Below are 14,656 nucleotides of genomic sequence, written 5' to 3' on the forward strand. Positions count from 1 at the left end.
GTCGCGATTCAAGGAGACAAGCATGAAATTCGATAAAAAACGCCGTCTAGTGCTTATGCAGAAAGCGCTGGCAGCTATCTTTTTGGTAGCAATCGGCCTGCCGGTACAAGCGCAGAACTGGCCCGAGCGCCCTATCAAGCTCGTCGTGCCGTACCCGGCCGGTGGCAATGCCGACAACACGGCGCGCCTGCTGGCCACGCAACTGTCCGGCCGCCTGGGCCAGCAGGTGGTGGTGGACAACCGCCCCGGCGGCAGCGGCACCATCGGCGCGGCGGCCGTCGCCAAGGCTCCGGCGGATGGCTACACGCTGCTGCTGGACGCGACGGCCTTCACCGTCAACCCCAGCCTGTTCGCCCAGCTGCCGTTCGACGCGGCCAAGGACTTCGCGCCCATCTCGCTTGTCATGCAGGCGCCGCTGCTGCTGGTGGTGCCCGCCGCGTCGCCGTTCAAGACCGTGGCCGACGTGGTGCAGGCCGCCAAGTCCAAGCCCGGGCGGCTCACCTACGCGTCGGCCGGCAATGGCGGCGCGCAGCACTTGGCGGGCGAACTGTTCAAGCAGGGCGCCAAGGTGTCGATGACGCACATCCCCTACCGCGGCGGCGCGCCCGCGCTCACCGATCTGATCGGCGGGCAGGTGGACCTGATGTTCAGCGCCACCACGGCCAGCGGCCCGTTCGTGAAAAGCGGCAAGCTGCGCGCGCTCGCCATCAGCTCGGCCCAGCACACGCCGGGCTGGGAACAGGTACCTACGGTGGCCGAATCGGGCCTGCCGGGCTTCCAGGTCAACGAGTGGAACGGCCTGTTCGCGCCCGCGGGCACGCCGCAGCCCGTCCTGCAGCGCCTGGAGACCGAAACGCGCGCCATCGTCGCCAGCCCCGAGATGAAGAAGCGCTTCGCCGAACTGGGCGTGCAAGGCGTGGGTTCGAGCGCGCAGGAGTTCAAGTCCTTCGTGCAATCCGAAACCGCGAAGTGGGCCGGCGTGATCCGCACGAGCGGCATCCGAATGGATTGAAAGGAGATTCACCATGTTCAAGTTAAATCGGCCTCTGGCGCTTGCTGGGCAGGCGCTGGCAGCTACTGTTTTGATAGTTGCGGCCGCAGCCGTGCAGGCGCAGGCCGCTTACCCGGCCAAGCCCGTCAAGATAGTCGTGCCGTACCCGCCGGGCGGCGCGGTGGACCAGGTGACGCGGCGCATCGCGCAAAAGCTGACCGAGCAGACCGGCCAGAGCTTCTTCGTCGAGAACAAGGCCGGCGCCACCGGCACCATCGGCGCGATGCAGGTGGCCCGCTCGCCGGGCGACGGCTACACGCTCCTGGCTAACGACACCACCTACTCCATCCTGCCGCAGGTCTTCAAGAAGCTGCCGTGGGACTACGCGCAGGACCTGGTGCCCGTGGCGGGCTTCAACTTCGCGCCCACGGCCGTCGTGGTGGCGGCCAACTCGCCGTTCAAGACGCTGGGCGACATGGTGGCCTATTCGCAGGCCAACCCCGGCAAGCTCAACTACGGTACGGGCGGCGCGGGCACCATGCCGCACTTCGCCACCGAGGCATTGCAGGGCGCCAGTGGCCTGAAGGCCACGCACGTGCCGTTCAAGGGCGCGGGCGAGGCCACACTGGCGCTGCTGGGTGGCACCATCGACTTCCAGATCGCCTCGACCCCCGGCGTCATGGGGCAGGTGCGCGGCGGCAAGGTGCGCCTGCTGGCCGTGAGCGGCGAGCAGCGCCTGAAGGCCTTGCCCAACGTGCCCACGTTCGCGCAGGCGGGCGCGCCCGGCTACAAGGTGGTCAACTTCACCGGCCTGTGGGCGCCCAAGGGCACGCCCGAGGCCGTGCTGGAGACGCTGCGCAAGGAGGTTGTTAAGGCCATGGCCAGCGCCGATGTGCAGGCCTTCGCGGACGACCTGGGCGCAGTGCCCGGCGTGGTGAGCGGTCCGGCCTTTGCCGACAAGCTCAAGGCCGACGCGCAACTCTGGGAGGCCGTGGCCGCCAAGGTCGGCGTCGAAAAGCAATGACCGCTGCCGTGCCGCATTCCGTGGGCCTGAACCGGCCCGCGCGCGCGCTGCCGCCGCTGGCGTGCGACAGCCACATGCACATCTTCGACACGCGCTTCGCCGCGTCGCCGCACTGGAAGCGCCAGCCGCCCGATGCGCCCGTGGCCGCCTACCGGCAGCTGCAGCAGCGCCTGGGCACGCAGCGCACGGTGGTGGTCACGCCATCGACCTACGGCACCGACAACGCCTGCACACTCGATGCGCTGGACCAGCTTGGGGACGGCGCGCGCGGCGTGGCCGTGGTGGCGCAGGACGTGGGCGATGCCGAGCTTGACCGCCTGGCCGCGCGCCGCGTGCGCGGGCTGCGCGTGAACTTCGTCACACCGCAATCCTGGGGTGAGACCACGCCGCAGATGCTGACCACGCTGGCGCGCAAGGTGGCGCGCCAGCCGGGCTGGCATATCCAGGTCTTCATGCACCCGGAGCAGCTCGTGGCATTGGAAACCGTGCTCGCCGCGCTGCCCGTGCCGCTGGTGGTGGACCACCTGGGCCGCATAGCCCCGGCCGAGGGTCCTGCCGCCGAGGCCTATGGGGTGCTGCGCCGGCTGCTCGACGGCGGCAACACCTGGGTCAAGCTCTCGGGCGCCTACATGCGCTCGACCGCGCCCACGTATGCGGATACGCTGCCGCTCGCCCAGGCACTGGTGCGGGCCGTGCCCGAGCGCCTGGTATGGGGCAGCGACTGGCCGCACACCACCGAGGCGCCAGGCACGGTGAACGATGCCGACCTCGTGGACCTGCTGCGCGCCTGGGCCGGATCGGACGCAGTGATGGAGCGCATCCTGGTGGACAACCCGACGCGCCTCTACGGCTTTTGAAAGGACTCCCTCATGTTTCTGCTGCAAGCCCCGGAAGTCCGCGAACTGGAGCTGTTCACCTCCATGCCCGAGCCGCTGCGCCGCCGCCAGCGCAGCGCCTGGGCCGACGCCAACCGCGGCGGCGCGGTGGCCGACTCGTTCCTCGAAGGCCCGGTGTTTGACGACGCCGGCAACCTCTACGTCACCGACATCCCCTGGGGGCGCATCTTGCGCATCGACCCACAGGGCGCCTGGACCCTGGTGGCCGAGTACGACGGCGAGCCCAACGGCATGAAATTCCTCGATGCCGGCACGCTGTTCATCACCGACTACAAGAATGGCCTGATGCGCCTGGACGTAGCCACAGGCCGCGTCACTCCTTTCCTGGAGCGGCGCAACAGCGAGCGCTTCAAGGGCGTGAACGACCTGGTCTTCGACAGCGCGGGCAACCTGTACTTCACCGACCAGGGGCAAAGCGGCCTGCACGACCCGAGCGGGCGCCTGTACCGCCTGCGCCCGAACGGCCAGCTCGACCTGCTGCTGGCCAATGTGCCCAGCCCGAACGGCGTGGCGCTGTCGCCCGACGAGCGCGTGCTGTACCTGGCCGTCACGCGCGGCAACTGCGTGTGGCGCGTGCCGCTGCTGCCCGACGGCAGCGTGGCGAAGGTGGGCCAGTTCTTCACGTCCTACGGCCCCAGCGGACCGGACGGGCTGGCGGTGGATGCCGAGGGCCGCCTGCTGGTCGCCAATCCGGGGCTGGGCTATGTGTGGGTGCTCAACCACCGGGCCGAGCCGGTGCTGGTGCTGCGCGGCGCGCCCGGAAGTTCCACCACCAACTTGGTTTTTGGCGGCGCGGACCGGCGCGTTTGCTATGTGACCGACTCCACGCACGGCCGCATCCTGCGCGCCACGCTGGACGTGCCCGGGCTGCCGCTGCACCGCTCCCGGCCTGCCTGAATTCGGGACCGCGGCCTGCGCCGCTTCCTCAGTCGGCGGCCAGTCCCACCGCGCCCAGGCGGCGCGCAATGGCCTCGCGCACGTTGCGCACGTGCTGCATGCCGGCTGCGTCGGCCGCGGCGGCGTCGCCCGCCAGGACGGCGTCGCACATCGCCTGGTAGTCGCGCATGCGCACCTGCTGCAGCGTGGCAGGGCGGTGCTGTGCGTACACGATCGGCATGTGGATGGAGGGCAGCAGGCGGCGCAGTTCGCGGCTGCCGCTGGCGGCCAGCAGCGCGCGGTACATGCCGCGGCGCGCGCTGGCGAAGGCGTCGGCGTCCTGGCTGCGGTCGGCCTCATGCAGTTGCGCCAGGGCTGCCTGGATGGGCGCTGTGGGTGCACCGTGGGCGATGCCGCGCGCCGCGCTGCGCGCGAGCAGGCCGGTCATGCGCTCGGCCACGTCCAGCACCTCCAGCGTTTCCTGGGGCGAGAGGGTGCGTATGGCCGCCCCCTTGTTGCGAAAGAGGTCCACCAGTCCCTGGGCCGCCAGGCGCTGGAGCGCCTCGCGCACCGAGTTGCGGCTCACGCCGAACTGCGCGGCCAGGTCCACCTCCACCAGCCGCTGGCCGGGCACGAAGCGCTGCTGCGCCAGCCCCTGCACGATGCCGTGGAACACCGCGTCGGCGGCGCTCTGCGGGGTGTCGGCCCCGGTATCGGGCGAATCGGGTAAGGGCTGGGCGATGGAGGGCATGAGCGGGCGAGGAGATTGCGCGCAAACGTTAGCACAACGGCAGGGGTATTGTTTTCAAAATTGTTCAACAATATCATCCGCAATATGCCAGGTATTCTGGTTGACCTTCTACGAGGCCCGCATGGACTTTTCTCTCTCCCCTGAACTGCGCGCATTGCGCGACAAGGTGCGGCAATTCATCGCCGAACAGGTAATCCCCCTGGAAAACGACGAGCGCCAGTCCCACCACGGCCCGAGCGAGGCGTTGCGTGACGAGCTGGTGGCGCGCGGCAAGGCGGCAGGGCTGCTCACGCCCCATGCGTCGCGCGCCATGGGTGGCATGGGCCTCACGCATGTGGAAAAGGCCGTGGTGTTCGAGGAGGCCGGCTACTCCTGGCTGGGCCCCACGGCACTCAACATTCACGCGCCGGACGAGGGCAACATCCACCTGATGGAAGAGGTGGCCACGCCCGCGCAGAAGGAGCGCTGGCTGCGCGGCCAGGTGGCTGGTGACTGGCGCTCGTGCTTCGCCATGACCGAGCCCGCGCCCGGCGCGGGGGCGGACCCGTCCATGCTGGACACCACGGCCGTGCGGGATGGCGACGATTACGTGATCAACGGCTGCAAGTGGTTCATCACCGGCGCAGAAGGCGCGCACTACGCCATCGTCATGGCGCGCATGGAGGACGGTTCGGCCACCATGTTCCTGACCGACATGGACAAGCCCGGCATCGTGCTGGAGCGCAACATGGACGCCATGGACGCCTGCTTCACCGGCGGGCACGGTGTGCTGCGTTTCGACAACCTGCGCGTGCCCGCAGCCGATGTGCTGGGCGAGGTGGGCAAGGGCTTTCGCTACGCCCAGGTGCGCCTGGCGCCCGCGCGCCTCACGCACTGCATGCGCTGGCTGGGCCAGGCGCGCCGCGCGCACGATACGGCGCTGGAATACGCGCGCAAGCGCCACGCCTTCGGCAAGCCGCTGGCCGAGCACGAGGGCGTGGGCTACATGCTGGCCGACAACGACATGGACCTGCACACCGCGCGCTTGCACATCTGGCACACCGCATGGATGCTGGACCAGGGCGAGAAGTGCAACTTCGAGTCCAGCCGCGCCAAGGTGGTGTGTTCCGAGGCCGAGTGGCGCGTGGTGGACCGCAGCGTGCAGATCCTGGGCGGGCAGGGCGTGACGGGCGAGACGCCGGTGATGCGCATCTTCACCGACATGCGGGCCTTTCGCATCTACGACGGCCCGAGCGAGGTGCACCGCTGGAGCATGGCGCGCAAGCTCGTGCACATGGCCGAAAAGGCCGCCACAGCCAAGGAGGTGGCATGAGCGATGCATTGACGCCCTTTCGCCTGGACGGCCGCGTGGTGCTGGTCATCGGCGCATCGAGTGGCCTGGGCCAGCATTTCGCGCGGCTGTTGGCTTCGGTGGGCGCTCGCATAGCCGTCGCCGCGCGCCGGGCCGACAAGCTGCAGGGCGTGGTGGATGACATCGCCGCCGCGGGCGGCGAGGCGCGGGCGTTCACGCTGGACGTGACGGATGCCGCCAGCGTGCGCGCGTGCCTGGACGCCGTGGGCGCCTGGGGCGTGCCCGATGTGGTCATCAACAACGCGGGCATCACGGTGACGCGCCCGCTGCTGGAGCAGACCGAAGAAGACTTCGACCAAGTGCTGGACACCAACCTCAAGGGCTGCTGGCTTGTTGCCACCGAGGCCGCGCGCCGCATGGTGGCCGCGGGCAAGGGCGGCGCGATTGTCAATGTGGCTTCCATCCTGGGCGAGCGCGTGGCGGGCGGCGTGGCGCCGTATGCGATCTCCAAGGCCGGCGTGGTCCAGGCCACCAAGGCCATGGCGCTGGAGCTGGCGCGCCACCGCATCCGCGTGAACGCGCTGCTGCCCGGCTACGTGGTGACCGACCTGAACCGCGACTTCCTCACCAGCGAGGCGGGCGACAAGCTGCGCAGCCGCATCCCCAGCCGGCGCTTTGGCGAGCTGACGGACCTGGACGGGCCGCTGCTGTTGCTGGCGTCCGACGCCGGCGCCGCCATGTCGGGCGCCACCGTGGCGGTCGACGGCGCGCACCTGGTGAGTTCGCTATGAGCGGGGCATCCACTTCTTTGCCGCTGGACGCGCTGGGCGACTACCTGCGCGCGCAGGGTCTGGCGGGCACGGGGCCGCTCGCGGCCACGGTACTGGCGGGCGGGCAGTCCAACCCCACCTTTCGCATCACCACGGCGGAAGGCCGCAATTACGTGCTGCGCAAGAAGCCCCCGGGGGCGCTGATCGCATCGGCCCACGCCATCGACCGCGAGTACCGCGTGATGCGCGCGCTGCAGGACACGGCCGTGCCCGTGCCGCGCATGCTGGCCTATTGCGACGATGCGGCGCTGCTGGGCACGCCGTTCTACGTGATGGAGTTTCTGCAGGGCCGAGTGCTCATGGACCAGTCGCTGCCCGGCGTGGAACCGGCCGAGCGCACCGCCATCTACCGCGAGATGAACCGCGTGATCGCCGCACTGCACGCCGTGGACTACGCCGCCGTGGGCCTGGCCGACTACGGCAAACCTGGCAACTACGTGGGCCGCCAGGTCGCGCGCTGGTCGCGCCAGTGCCGCGAGGCCACGGTGCCCGTCACGCCGGCGATGGAGCGGCTCATGGACTGGTTGCCCCAGCACCTGCCGCAGGACGACGAGACCACGCTGGTGCATGGCGACTACCGCTTGGACAACCTCGTGTTCCACCCCAGCGAGCCGCGCGTGATCGGCGTGCTGGACTGGGAACTGTCCACGCTGGGCCACCCGCTGGCCGACCTGGCCTACCAGTGCATGGCCTGGCGCATCCCGCCCACCCTGTGGCGCGGCATCGGCGGGCTCGATCTCGCGGCGCTGGGCATCCCTCAGGAAAGCGAGTACATGGGCTGGTACGAGCAGGTCACCGGACGCCAGGCGGCGGAGCACTGGGATTTCTACCTGGCCTACAACCTGTTCCGCATGGCGGCCATCCTGCACGGCATCGCCCAGCGGGCGCAGGACGGCAATGCCGCGGCCGCCGATGCGGTGGAGACGGGCGCCAAGGCCGGACCGCTGGCCGAACTGGGCTGGGAGGCGGCGCAGCGTTACATGGCCGGGCGCCAGTAAGCAGGTCGCTATGGAAATAGAAGCTGTTCGCGCTGGATATGTAAGCTTTTCCATGCGAAAGCGCACGGAAAACGCTGAAAACCCGGCGCGAATAGCTCCTGAATTCAGAGCGACAGCTCGTACCCGACGGTGATGGGCGCGTGGTCGCTGAACTTCTGCGCCTTGTAGATTTCCTCGGTACGCGCGAGCGCCGCGATGGCGGGCGTCGCCAGGTGGTAGTCCAGGCGCCACCCCACGTTGTTGGCATAGGCCTGGCCGCGGTTGCTCCACCACGTGTAGCAAGCGTCCGTGGTCTCAGGCTGTAACTGACGGTAAACGTCCACCAGCCCGCCCGCGGGGTCAGAGATGTGCAACAACTTTGTCATCCAGGCGCGCTCCTCGGGTAAAAAGCCGCTGTTCTTCTGGTTGCTGCGCCAGTTCTTCAGGTCGATCTGCTGGTGGGCAATGTTGATGTCGCCGCACAGGATGAACTCCCGCTCGGCCTTCAGCCGCATGAGGTGCGGATGGAATTCCTCCAGGAAGCGGAACTTGGCCAACTGGCGCTCCTCGCCCGAGGAGCCGCTGGGGAAGTAGGCGCTGATGATGGACAGGCGCCGCGCGGGCGTGTCAAAGCGCAGTTCCACGTAGCGCCCCTCGGTGTCGAACTCGCTGGAGCCGTAGCCGATGACCACGTCGCTGGGCTCGTGGCGCGCATAGATGCCCACGCCGGAGTAGCCCTTCTTCACCGCAAAATGGAAGTAGCCCTTCAGGCCGGCCAGCTCCTCGAAACGCCCCTGCATGTCCGCAGACTGGGCCTTGATTTCCTGTACGCAAATACAATCCGGCCGGCTTTGGGCAATCCATGCCTCGACCCCTTTGGACGTGGCCGAGCGGATGCCGTTGAGGTTGAGACTGGTTAATTTGAACAAGGATGCATCCATGGTGACAGACAGCGCGCAGACGGTGGAACAAGGGGCGAGCCAAACCCGCCTGGCGCAGGATTTCGTGCGGTTTGCTGTGGATTCAGGGGTGCTGCGCTTTGGTGAATTCAAGACCAAGGCAGGCCGCATGAGCCCGTATTTCTTCAACGCCGGTCTGTTCGACGACGGCGCCAAGCTCGGGCGGCTGGCGCAATTCTATGCACAAGCCCTGCTGGCCAGCGGCGTCGAGTTCGACATGGTCTTCGGCCCCGCCTACAAAGGCATTCCGCTGGCCGCCACGGTGGCCGTGGAGCTGGCGCGCCTGGGCAAGAACGTCCCCTTTGCCTACAACCGCAAAGAGGCCAAGGACCATGGCGAGGGCGGCACGCTGGTGGGCGCGCCGCTTCAGGGCAAGGTGCTCATCATCGACGACGTGATGAGCGCCGGCACCGCCGCGCGCGAGTCCATCGCGCTGATCCGCGACGCGGGTGCCACGCCGCATGCGATTGCGATTGCCCTCGACCGCCAGGAGAAGGCCACCGAGAATGGGCAGGACGTGGACCACAGCGCCGTGCAGTACGTGCGCCGTGAACTGGGCATGCAGGTTTGCGCTATCGCCAAGCTGGCAGACTTATTGCAATACCTATCGGCGGGTGGCGGCGATACGCAGATGCGCGAGCACCACGAGCGGGTGCTGGCCTATCGCCAGCGCTACGGCGTGAACGACTGAAAACAACGGCAGCAGCCAGGAGGGCAGGGGTTTTGAAAGCAGGCACACGACACGCGGGCTGGTTCATGGCCGGAGCAACCGCCGCAGCGCTGGGCCTGTTGTCCCCGGTCGCCTGGGCGCAGCCGAAGCCGCCGCAAGAGGTGTACACCTGTATCGACAAAACCGGCAGGCGCATTACCGCCGACCGCCCCATCGCCGACTGCGTGGACCGTGAGCAGCGCATCCTGGACCACACCGGTGCCGAGCGGCGCCGCATCGGCCCCACGCTGACCGAACACGAGCGTGCCGCGTTGGAAGTGCAGCGCCGCAAGGAGGCGCAGGAGCGCGCGCGCATTGCCGAAGAGCGCCGCCGCGAGCGCGTGCTGATGGCGCGCTACCCCGACGAGGCGGCCCACCAGGTTGAGCGCGAGGCCGCCCTCGTGCAGGTGGACGAGGTCATGGCCGTAGCGCGCAAGCGCATCCAGGAACTGCAGGTCGAGCGCAAGCGCATTGACGGCGAGATGGAGTTCTACCGCCGCGACCCGCTCAAGGCGCCGATGAAGCTGCAGCGCCAGATCGCCGAGAACGATGAGGCCGTGGCCGAGCAGCAGCGCTTTTTGACCGCGCAGGACCAGGAAAAGCGCCGCATCCACCAGCGCTTCGACGCCGAACTGGCCCAGCTGCGCCAGTTATGGGCGGCCCAGCGCGCGGCGGCGTCGCAACTGGTGCCGCCGCAGTCCACGCTCGTATCGCCTGGCGCCTCGCGCTGAGACGGCACACAAAAAAAGGCTCCAACGGGAGCCTTTTTTGATAGCTGCCAACGCTTGACTGGCCAGTGTTTCAGGCCAATTTGGCCTTCAGCAAGTCGTTGACCTGCTGGGGATTCGCCTTGCCCTTGCTGGCCTTCATCACCTGGCCTACGAGGGCGTTGAAGGCCTTGTCCTTGCCGGCCTTGTACTGTTCCACGTTGGCGGCGTTGGCGGCGATCACTTCGTCGATGATCTTCTCCAGCGCGCCGGAGTCGTTCATCTGCTTGAGGCCCTTGGCCTCGATCACGGCGTCCACGTCATGGCCTTCGCCGCTCCACAAGGCTTCGAATACCTGGCGAGCGGCGTTGTTGCTGATGGTGCCGTCGTTGATGCGGCCGATGAGCGCCGCCAGTTGGGCGCTGTGCACCTTGGCCTGCTCCACACCGATCTCCTCGGCATTCAGGCGGCGCGAGATCTCGCCCATCACCCAGTTGGAGGCGAGCTTGGGCTGGCCGCAGCCCTTGGCGGCGTCCTCGAAATAGGCCGCCATGGCCTGGCTCTGCGTGAGCGTGGTGGCGTCGTACTCGGGCAGGCCGTACTGCTGCACGAAACGCGCGGCCATCGCGCGCGGCAGCTCGGGCATCTGGGCCTTGATGTCATCGATCCACGGCGCGGCGATGCGCAGCGGCGGCAGATCGGGGTCGGGAAAGTAGCGGTAGTCGGCCGCGTCTTCCTTGGTGCGCATGGCGCGCGTCTCGCCCGTGTCGGGGTCGAACAGCACGGTGGCCTGCTGGATCGCGCGGCCATCCTCGATCTCCTCGATCTGCCAGCGGATCTCGTAGTCGATCGCCTGCTGCATGCTCTTGAAGCTGTTGAGGTTCTTGATCTCACGGCGCGTGCCCAGGGGCTGGCCGGGCTTGCGCACCGAGACGTTGGCGTCGCAGCGGAAGCTGCCTTCCTGCATGTTGCCGTCGCAGATGCCGATCCAGGTCACGATCTTGTGCAGTTCCTTGGCGTAGGCCACGGCTTCTTCGCTGCTGCGGATGTCGGGCTCGGTCACGATCTCCAGCAGCGGCGTGCCGGCGCGGTTCAGGTCGATGCCCGACTGGCCCCCTCCACCCAATGAGGAGTCCTCGTGCAGCGACTTGCCCGCGTCTTCCTCCAGGTGGGCGCGCACCAGGCGCACGGTCTTCTTCTCGTTGCCCAGATAGAAGGAGACTTCGCCGCCTTGCACCACCGGGATCTCGAACTGGCTGATCTGGTAGCCCTTGGGCAGATCCGGGTAGAAGTAGTTCTTGCGCGCAAAAATGCTCTCTGGCGCAATGTGGGAGCCAAGGGCCAGTCCCAATTTGATAGCGCAGGCCACGGCCTCGCGGTTCATCACCGGCAGGGTGCCGGGTAGCGCCAGGTCCACGGCGCAGGCCTGGGTGTTGGGCTCGGCGCCAAAGGCGGTGCTGGCGCGGCTGAAGATCTTGCTGCGGGTGGCGAGCTGGGTGTGGGTCTCGAAGCCGATGACGACTTCGTAGCCCTGGATGAGTTTCGCGGTCATGGTCAGATGCCCTCCGGCGCACGGAGGTGGAAGTCGGTCGCCTGCTGCAGGCGGTGCGCGGCGTTCAGCAGGCGGCCCTCCTGGAAGTAGTTGCCGATGAGCTGCAGGCCCACGGGCATGCCGCCCGCGCCAAAGCCGGCGGGCACGCTCATGCCGGGCAGGCCGGCCAGCGACGCGGGCAGGGTGAAGATGTCGGCCAGGTAGTCGGCCAGCGGGTCGTTGCCGTGCTCGCCGAGCTTCCAGGCCACGCTGGGCGCCACGGGGCCGGCGATCAGGTCGCAATCCTTGAAGGCATTCTGGAAGTCGTCCGCGATCATGCGGCGGATCTTCTGCGCCTGCAGGTAGTAGGCGTCGTAGTAGCCGTGCGAGAGCACGTAGGTGCCGATCATGATGCGGCGCTTGACCTCGTCGCCGAAGCCTTCGGCGCGGGTCTTCTTGTACATGTCCACGAGGTCGGCGTAGTCCTTGGCGCGGTGGCCGAACTTCACGCCGTCAAAGCGCGAGAGGTTGGACGACGCCTCGGCCGGCGCAATGATGTAGTACACGGGGATCGACAGCTCCGTGCGCGGCAGGCTGATGGGCACCAGCTTTGCGCCCAGCTTCTCGTACTCCTTGAGTGCCGCATCGACGGCGGCACGCACGTCGCCCGCCAGGCCGTCGCCGAAGAACTCGGCCGGGATGCCGATGCGCAGGCCGTCGATGGAGTCATTCAGCTTGGCGCTGAAATCCTCGGCTGGCACGTCCAGGCTGGTGGAGTCGCGGTCGGGGTCGGGGCCGCACATGGCCGACAGCAGCAGCGCGCAGTCCTCGGCCGAGCGGGCCATCGGGCCAGCCTGGTCCAGGCTGGAGGCGAAGGCGATCATGCCGTAGCGGCTGGCGCGGCCGTAGGTGGGCTTGATGCCGGTGACGCCGCAAAACGATGCCGGCTGGCGGATGGAACCGCCGGTGTCCGTGCCGGTGACGGCCGGCGCCAGGCGCGCGGCCACGGCCACGGCGCTGCCGCCCGAGGAGCCGCCGGGGATGCGGCTGGTATCCCAGGGGTTGCGCACCGGTGCGGGGGCGTCGCAGCCCACGGGCGCCACGGCGGAGTTTTCGTTGGCCGAGCCCATGGCGAACTCGTCGCAGTTGAGCTTGCCCAGGGTCACGCAGCCGGCATCGGCCAGACGAGTGACCACAGTGGCGTCGAACGGCGACTGGTAACCGGCCAGCATCTTCGAGCCGGCGGTGCTGGGGAAGTCGCGGGTGACGAAGATGTCCTTGTGCGCGATCGGCACGCCGGCCAGGGGGGCAGCCGTGCCGGCGGCGAGGGCCGCGTCCTGCGCGCGGGCCTGCGCCAGGGTGGTGTCCTCGTTCATGGCGACGTAGGCGCCCAGGTTCTGGTGCTGGTGTGCGCGGGCCAGGAAATGCTGCGCGGCCTCGACGGCCGAGACCTGTTTGCTGCGCAGTGCGCTGGTCAGCTGTGCGATGCCCAGGTCGTGGAGTTCGGAGGAGGGGGTGTTGCTCATGCTGTTGTCCTCATTCGATGACCTTGGGCACCAGGAACAGGCCGCGCTCGACGGCCGGCGCGCTGCGCTGGTTGGCCTCGCGCTGGTCGGGCTCGCTGGCCACGTCCTCGCGCAGGCGCAGCTGCACATCCCGCACCACCGCCACCGGGTGCGACAGGGGGGCGATGCCATGGGTATCCACAGCCTGCATCTTCTCGACGATGCCGAAAAAACCGTTGAGTTGTGTGAGCATGCGCTCACTTTCGCCGGGGCTCAGTTCGAGCCGGGCCAGATTGGCGATGCGGCCGATATCCTGGGGTGTCAGTGCCATAGGGAAGAGGGACGGGCGGAAACCAGATGTAAAGCGGCTTTCCGGGCTCCGCCAGGGGGAGTTATTCACAGGGGATGCGTTATTATCCCGGCTTTGCCGCTAGACCTCCATATTGCCGGTCATTGTGCGAAAAAAGCCAACAAACACCCCGTAATATCCGGCGACGGCAGGCCGACGTGCATGCCGTGCCTGAGAGGACCCTTGCATGTTCGGAGCTTTCCGTCGGTACTTCTCCACCGACCTGGCCATTGACCTTGGCACAGCCAACACCCTGATCTTCGCCCGCGACAAGGGCATCGTGCTCGATGAGCCCTCCGTCGTCGCCATCCGCCACGAGGGCGGCCCGCACGGCAAGAAAGTGATCCAGGCCGTGGGCCACGAGGCCAAGGCTATGCTGGGCAAAGTGCCTGGCAACATCGAGGCCATCCGCCCGATGAAGGACGGCGTGATTGCCGATTTCGTGATCACCGAGCAGATGATCAAGCAGTTCATCAAGATGGTGCATCCCCGCTCGGTGCTCACGCCCAGTCCGCGCATCATCATCTGCGTGCCCTGCGGCTCCACCCAGGTGGAGCGCCGGGCCATCAAGGACGCGGCCGAAGCGGCCGGCGCCACCGCCGTGTACCTGATCGAAGAGCCCATGGCCGCCGGCATCGGCGCGGGCCTGCCGGTATCCGAGGCCTCTGGCTCCATGGTGGTGGACATCGGCGGCGGCACCACCGAGGTCGGCGTGATCTCGCTGGGCGGCATGGTCTACAAGGGCAGCGTGCGCGTGGGTGGCGACAAGTTCGACGAATCCATCATCAATTACATCCGCCGCAACTACGGCATGCTGATCGGCGAGCCGACGGCCGAGGCCATCAAGAAGAACATCGGCTCTGCCTTCCCTGGCTCCGAGGTCAAGGAGATGGAGGTCAAGGGCCGCAACCTCTCCGAGGGCGTGCCGCGCAGCTTCACCATCTCGTCCAACGAGGTGCTGGAGGCCCTGACCGAGCCGCTCAACCAGATCGTCTCCGCCGTCAAGAACGCGCTGGAGCAGACCCCGCCGGAGCTGGGCGCCGACATTGCCGAGCGCGGCATGATGCTCACCGGCGGCGGCGCGCTGCTGCGCGACCTGGACCGTTTGCTGGCTGAGGAAACCGGCCTGCCCGTATTGGTGGCCGAGGAGCCCCTGACCTGCGTGGTGCGCGGCTGCGGCATCGCGCTGGAGCGCATGGACCGCCAGGGCAGCATCTTCACCAGCGACTGAGCCCGAACCGCGCCTGACGAGCTGTCCGC

Annotated in this window: 15 protein-coding genes; 10 read left to right on the forward strand and 5 right to left on the reverse strand. The window is 68.0% G+C overall.

Annotated features, from left to right (window positions below):
* The first annotated feature begins 22 nt into the window (after window positions 1-22).
* The 4 genes from QY917_RS14985 to QY917_RS15000 are packed head-to-tail and all read left to right on the forward strand — an operon-like array spanning window position 23 to window position 3,808.
* Window positions 23-1,012, forward strand: a complete 990-nt coding sequence (locus tag QY917_RS14985; RefSeq protein WP_123675280.1) for a tripartite tricarboxylate transporter substrate binding protein — start codon at window positions 23-25, stop codon at window positions 1,010-1,012.
* Between the two features lie 13 nt (window positions 1,013-1,025).
* The gene (locus tag QY917_RS14990; RefSeq protein WP_302077748.1) at window positions 1,026-2,015 is read left to right on the forward strand and encodes a tripartite tricarboxylate transporter substrate binding protein; all 990 of its coding nucleotides are present in this window, start codon (window positions 1,026-1,028) and stop codon (window positions 2,013-2,015) included.
* Complete coding sequence (locus QY917_RS14995; RefSeq protein WP_123675278.1) at window positions 2,012-2,872, forward strand: amidohydrolase; 861 nt, start codon at window positions 2,012-2,014, stop codon at window positions 2,870-2,872. The genes QY917_RS14990 and QY917_RS14995 overlap by 4 nt, the downstream gene beginning before the upstream one ends.
* Window positions 2,873-2,884: 12 nt before the next feature.
* Window positions 2,885-3,808, forward strand: coding sequence for an SMP-30/gluconolactonase/LRE family protein (locus QY917_RS15000; RefSeq protein WP_123675277.1), 924 nt, complete (start codon window positions 2,885-2,887; stop codon window positions 3,806-3,808).
* 28 nt (window positions 3,809-3,836) lie between these two features.
* Here the strand turns inward: QY917_RS15000 and QY917_RS15005 are convergent, their stop codons facing one another.
* On the reverse strand, window positions 3,837-4,538 hold the full coding sequence (locus tag QY917_RS15005) for a GntR family transcriptional regulator (protein ID WP_123675276.1): 702 nt from the start codon (window positions 4,536-4,538) through the stop codon (window positions 3,837-3,839).
* A gap of 121 nt (window positions 4,539-4,659) precedes the next feature.
* Between QY917_RS15005 and QY917_RS15010 the strand changes: the two genes are divergently transcribed.
* Genes QY917_RS15010 through QY917_RS15020 form a run of 3 tightly spaced genes read left to right on the forward strand, consistent with a single transcriptional unit; the run spans window position 4,660 to window position 7,657 of the window.
* Window positions 4,660-5,850 carry an acyl-CoA dehydrogenase family protein gene (locus QY917_RS15010; protein WP_123675566.1) on the forward strand — a complete coding sequence of 397 codons (1,191 nt, stop codon included), beginning with the start codon at window positions 4,660-4,662 and terminating at the stop codon, window positions 5,848-5,850.
* Window positions 5,847-6,620, forward strand: a complete 774-nt coding sequence (locus QY917_RS15015) for an SDR family NAD(P)-dependent oxidoreductase (protein ID WP_123675275.1) — start codon at window positions 5,847-5,849, stop codon at window positions 6,618-6,620. The genes QY917_RS15010 and QY917_RS15015 overlap by 4 nt, the downstream gene beginning before the upstream one ends.
* Entirely contained in the window at window positions 6,617-7,657 is a 1,041-nt protein-coding gene (locus QY917_RS15020) for a phosphotransferase (RefSeq protein ID WP_123675274.1), read from the forward strand. The genes QY917_RS15015 and QY917_RS15020 overlap by 4 nt, the downstream gene beginning before the upstream one ends.
* 104 nt (window positions 7,658-7,761) lie before the next feature.
* Here QY917_RS15020 and QY917_RS15025 read toward each other — a convergent pair whose 3' ends face one another.
* Window positions 7,762-8,565, reverse strand: coding sequence for an exodeoxyribonuclease III (locus tag QY917_RS15025; RefSeq protein ID WP_011803699.1), 804 nt, complete (start codon window positions 8,563-8,565; stop codon window positions 7,762-7,764).
* Between the two features lie 10 nt (window positions 8,566-8,575).
* Between QY917_RS15025 and pyrE the strand changes: the two genes are divergently transcribed.
* On the forward strand, window positions 8,576-9,286 hold the full coding sequence (gene pyrE / locus QY917_RS15030; RefSeq protein ID WP_011803700.1) for an orotate phosphoribosyltransferase: 711 nt from the start codon (window positions 8,576-8,578) through the stop codon (window positions 9,284-9,286).
* A 65-nt stretch (window positions 9,287-9,351) separates the two neighbouring features.
* The gene (locus QY917_RS15035) at window positions 9,352-10,035 is read left to right on the forward strand and encodes a hypothetical protein (protein ID WP_049756442.1); all 684 of its coding nucleotides are present in this window, start codon (window positions 9,352-9,354) and stop codon (window positions 10,033-10,035) included.
* Window positions 10,036-10,105: 70 nt separating this feature from the next.
* Here the strand turns inward: QY917_RS15035 and gatB are convergent, their stop codons facing one another.
* The 3 genes from gatB to gatC are packed head-to-tail and all read right to left on the reverse strand — an operon-like array spanning window position 10,106 to window position 13,378.
* Window positions 10,106-11,563, reverse strand: coding sequence for an Asp-tRNA(Asn)/Glu-tRNA(Gln) amidotransferase subunit GatB (gene gatB, locus QY917_RS15040; protein ID WP_123675273.1), 1,458 nt, complete (start codon window positions 11,561-11,563; stop codon window positions 10,106-10,108).
* Between the two features lie 2 nt (window positions 11,564-11,565).
* Complete coding sequence (gene gatA / locus QY917_RS15045; RefSeq protein WP_123675272.1) at window positions 11,566-13,068, reverse strand: Asp-tRNA(Asn)/Glu-tRNA(Gln) amidotransferase subunit GatA; 1,503 nt, start codon at window positions 13,066-13,068, stop codon at window positions 11,566-11,568.
* 10 nt (window positions 13,069-13,078) lie between these two features.
* A complete protein-coding gene (gene gatC / locus QY917_RS15050; RefSeq protein WP_012655331.1) occupies window positions 13,079-13,378 on the reverse strand; it encodes an Asp-tRNA(Asn)/Glu-tRNA(Gln) amidotransferase subunit GatC in 300 nt (99 codons plus the stop codon).
* A gap of 205 nt (window positions 13,379-13,583) precedes the next feature.
* Between gatC and QY917_RS15055 the strand changes: the two genes are divergently transcribed.
* On the forward strand, window positions 13,584-14,627 hold the full coding sequence (locus tag QY917_RS15055) for a rod shape-determining protein (protein ID WP_012655332.1): 1,044 nt from the start codon (window positions 13,584-13,586) through the stop codon (window positions 14,625-14,627).
* Window positions 14,628-14,656 lie beyond the last annotated feature (29 nt).

It is taken from the genome of Diaphorobacter sp. C33 (assembly GCF_030503915.1).
Classification (GTDB): domain Bacteria; phylum Pseudomonadota; class Gammaproteobacteria; order Burkholderiales; family Burkholderiaceae_C; genus Diaphorobacter; species Diaphorobacter nitroreducens.

Excerpts from the sequence above, each read along its gene's own strand:
- QY917_RS14985 (WP_123675280.1), top strand. The coding sequence starts at position 23 with ATGAAATTCGATAAAAAACGCCGTCTAGTGCTTATGCAGAAAGCGCTG.
- QY917_RS14990 (WP_302077748.1), top strand. The coding sequence starts at position 1,026 with ATGTTCAAGTTAAATCGGCCTCTGGCGCTTGCTGGGCAGGCGCTGGCA.
- QY917_RS14995 (WP_123675278.1), top strand. The coding sequence starts at position 2,012 with ATGACCGCTGCCGTGCCGCATTCCGTGGGCCTGAACCGGCCCGCGCGC.
- QY917_RS15000 (WP_123675277.1), top strand. The coding sequence starts at position 2,885 with ATGTTTCTGCTGCAAGCCCCGGAAGTCCGCGAACTGGAGCTGTTCACC.
- QY917_RS15005 (WP_123675276.1), bottom strand. The coding sequence starts at position 4,538 with ATGCCCTCCATCGCCCAGCCCTTACCCGATTCGCCCGATACCGGGGCC.
- QY917_RS15010 (WP_123675566.1), top strand. The coding sequence starts at position 4,660 with ATGGACTTTTCTCTCTCCCCTGAACTGCGCGCATTGCGCGACAAGGTG.
- QY917_RS15015 (WP_123675275.1), top strand. The coding sequence starts at position 5,847 with ATGAGCGATGCATTGACGCCCTTTCGCCTGGACGGCCGCGTGGTGCTG.
- QY917_RS15020 (WP_123675274.1), top strand. The coding sequence starts at position 6,617 with ATGAGCGGGGCATCCACTTCTTTGCCGCTGGACGCGCTGGGCGACTAC.
- pyrE (WP_011803700.1), top strand. The coding sequence starts at position 8,576 with ATGGTGACAGACAGCGCGCAGACGGTGGAACAAGGGGCGAGCCAAACC.
- QY917_RS15035 (WP_049756442.1), top strand. The coding sequence starts at position 9,352 with ATGGCCGGAGCAACCGCCGCAGCGCTGGGCCTGTTGTCCCCGGTCGCC.
- gatB (WP_123675273.1), bottom strand. The coding sequence starts at position 11,563 with ATGACCGCGAAACTCATCCAGGGCTACGAAGTCGTCATCGGCTTCGAG.
- gatA (WP_123675272.1), bottom strand. The coding sequence starts at position 13,068 with ATGAGCAACACCCCCTCCTCCGAACTCCACGACCTGGGCATCGCACAG.
- gatC (WP_012655331.1), bottom strand. The coding sequence starts at position 13,378 with ATGGCACTGACACCCCAGGATATCGGCCGCATCGCCAATCTGGCCCGG.
- QY917_RS15055 (WP_012655332.1), top strand. The coding sequence starts at position 13,584 with ATGTTCGGAGCTTTCCGTCGGTACTTCTCCACCGACCTGGCCATTGAC.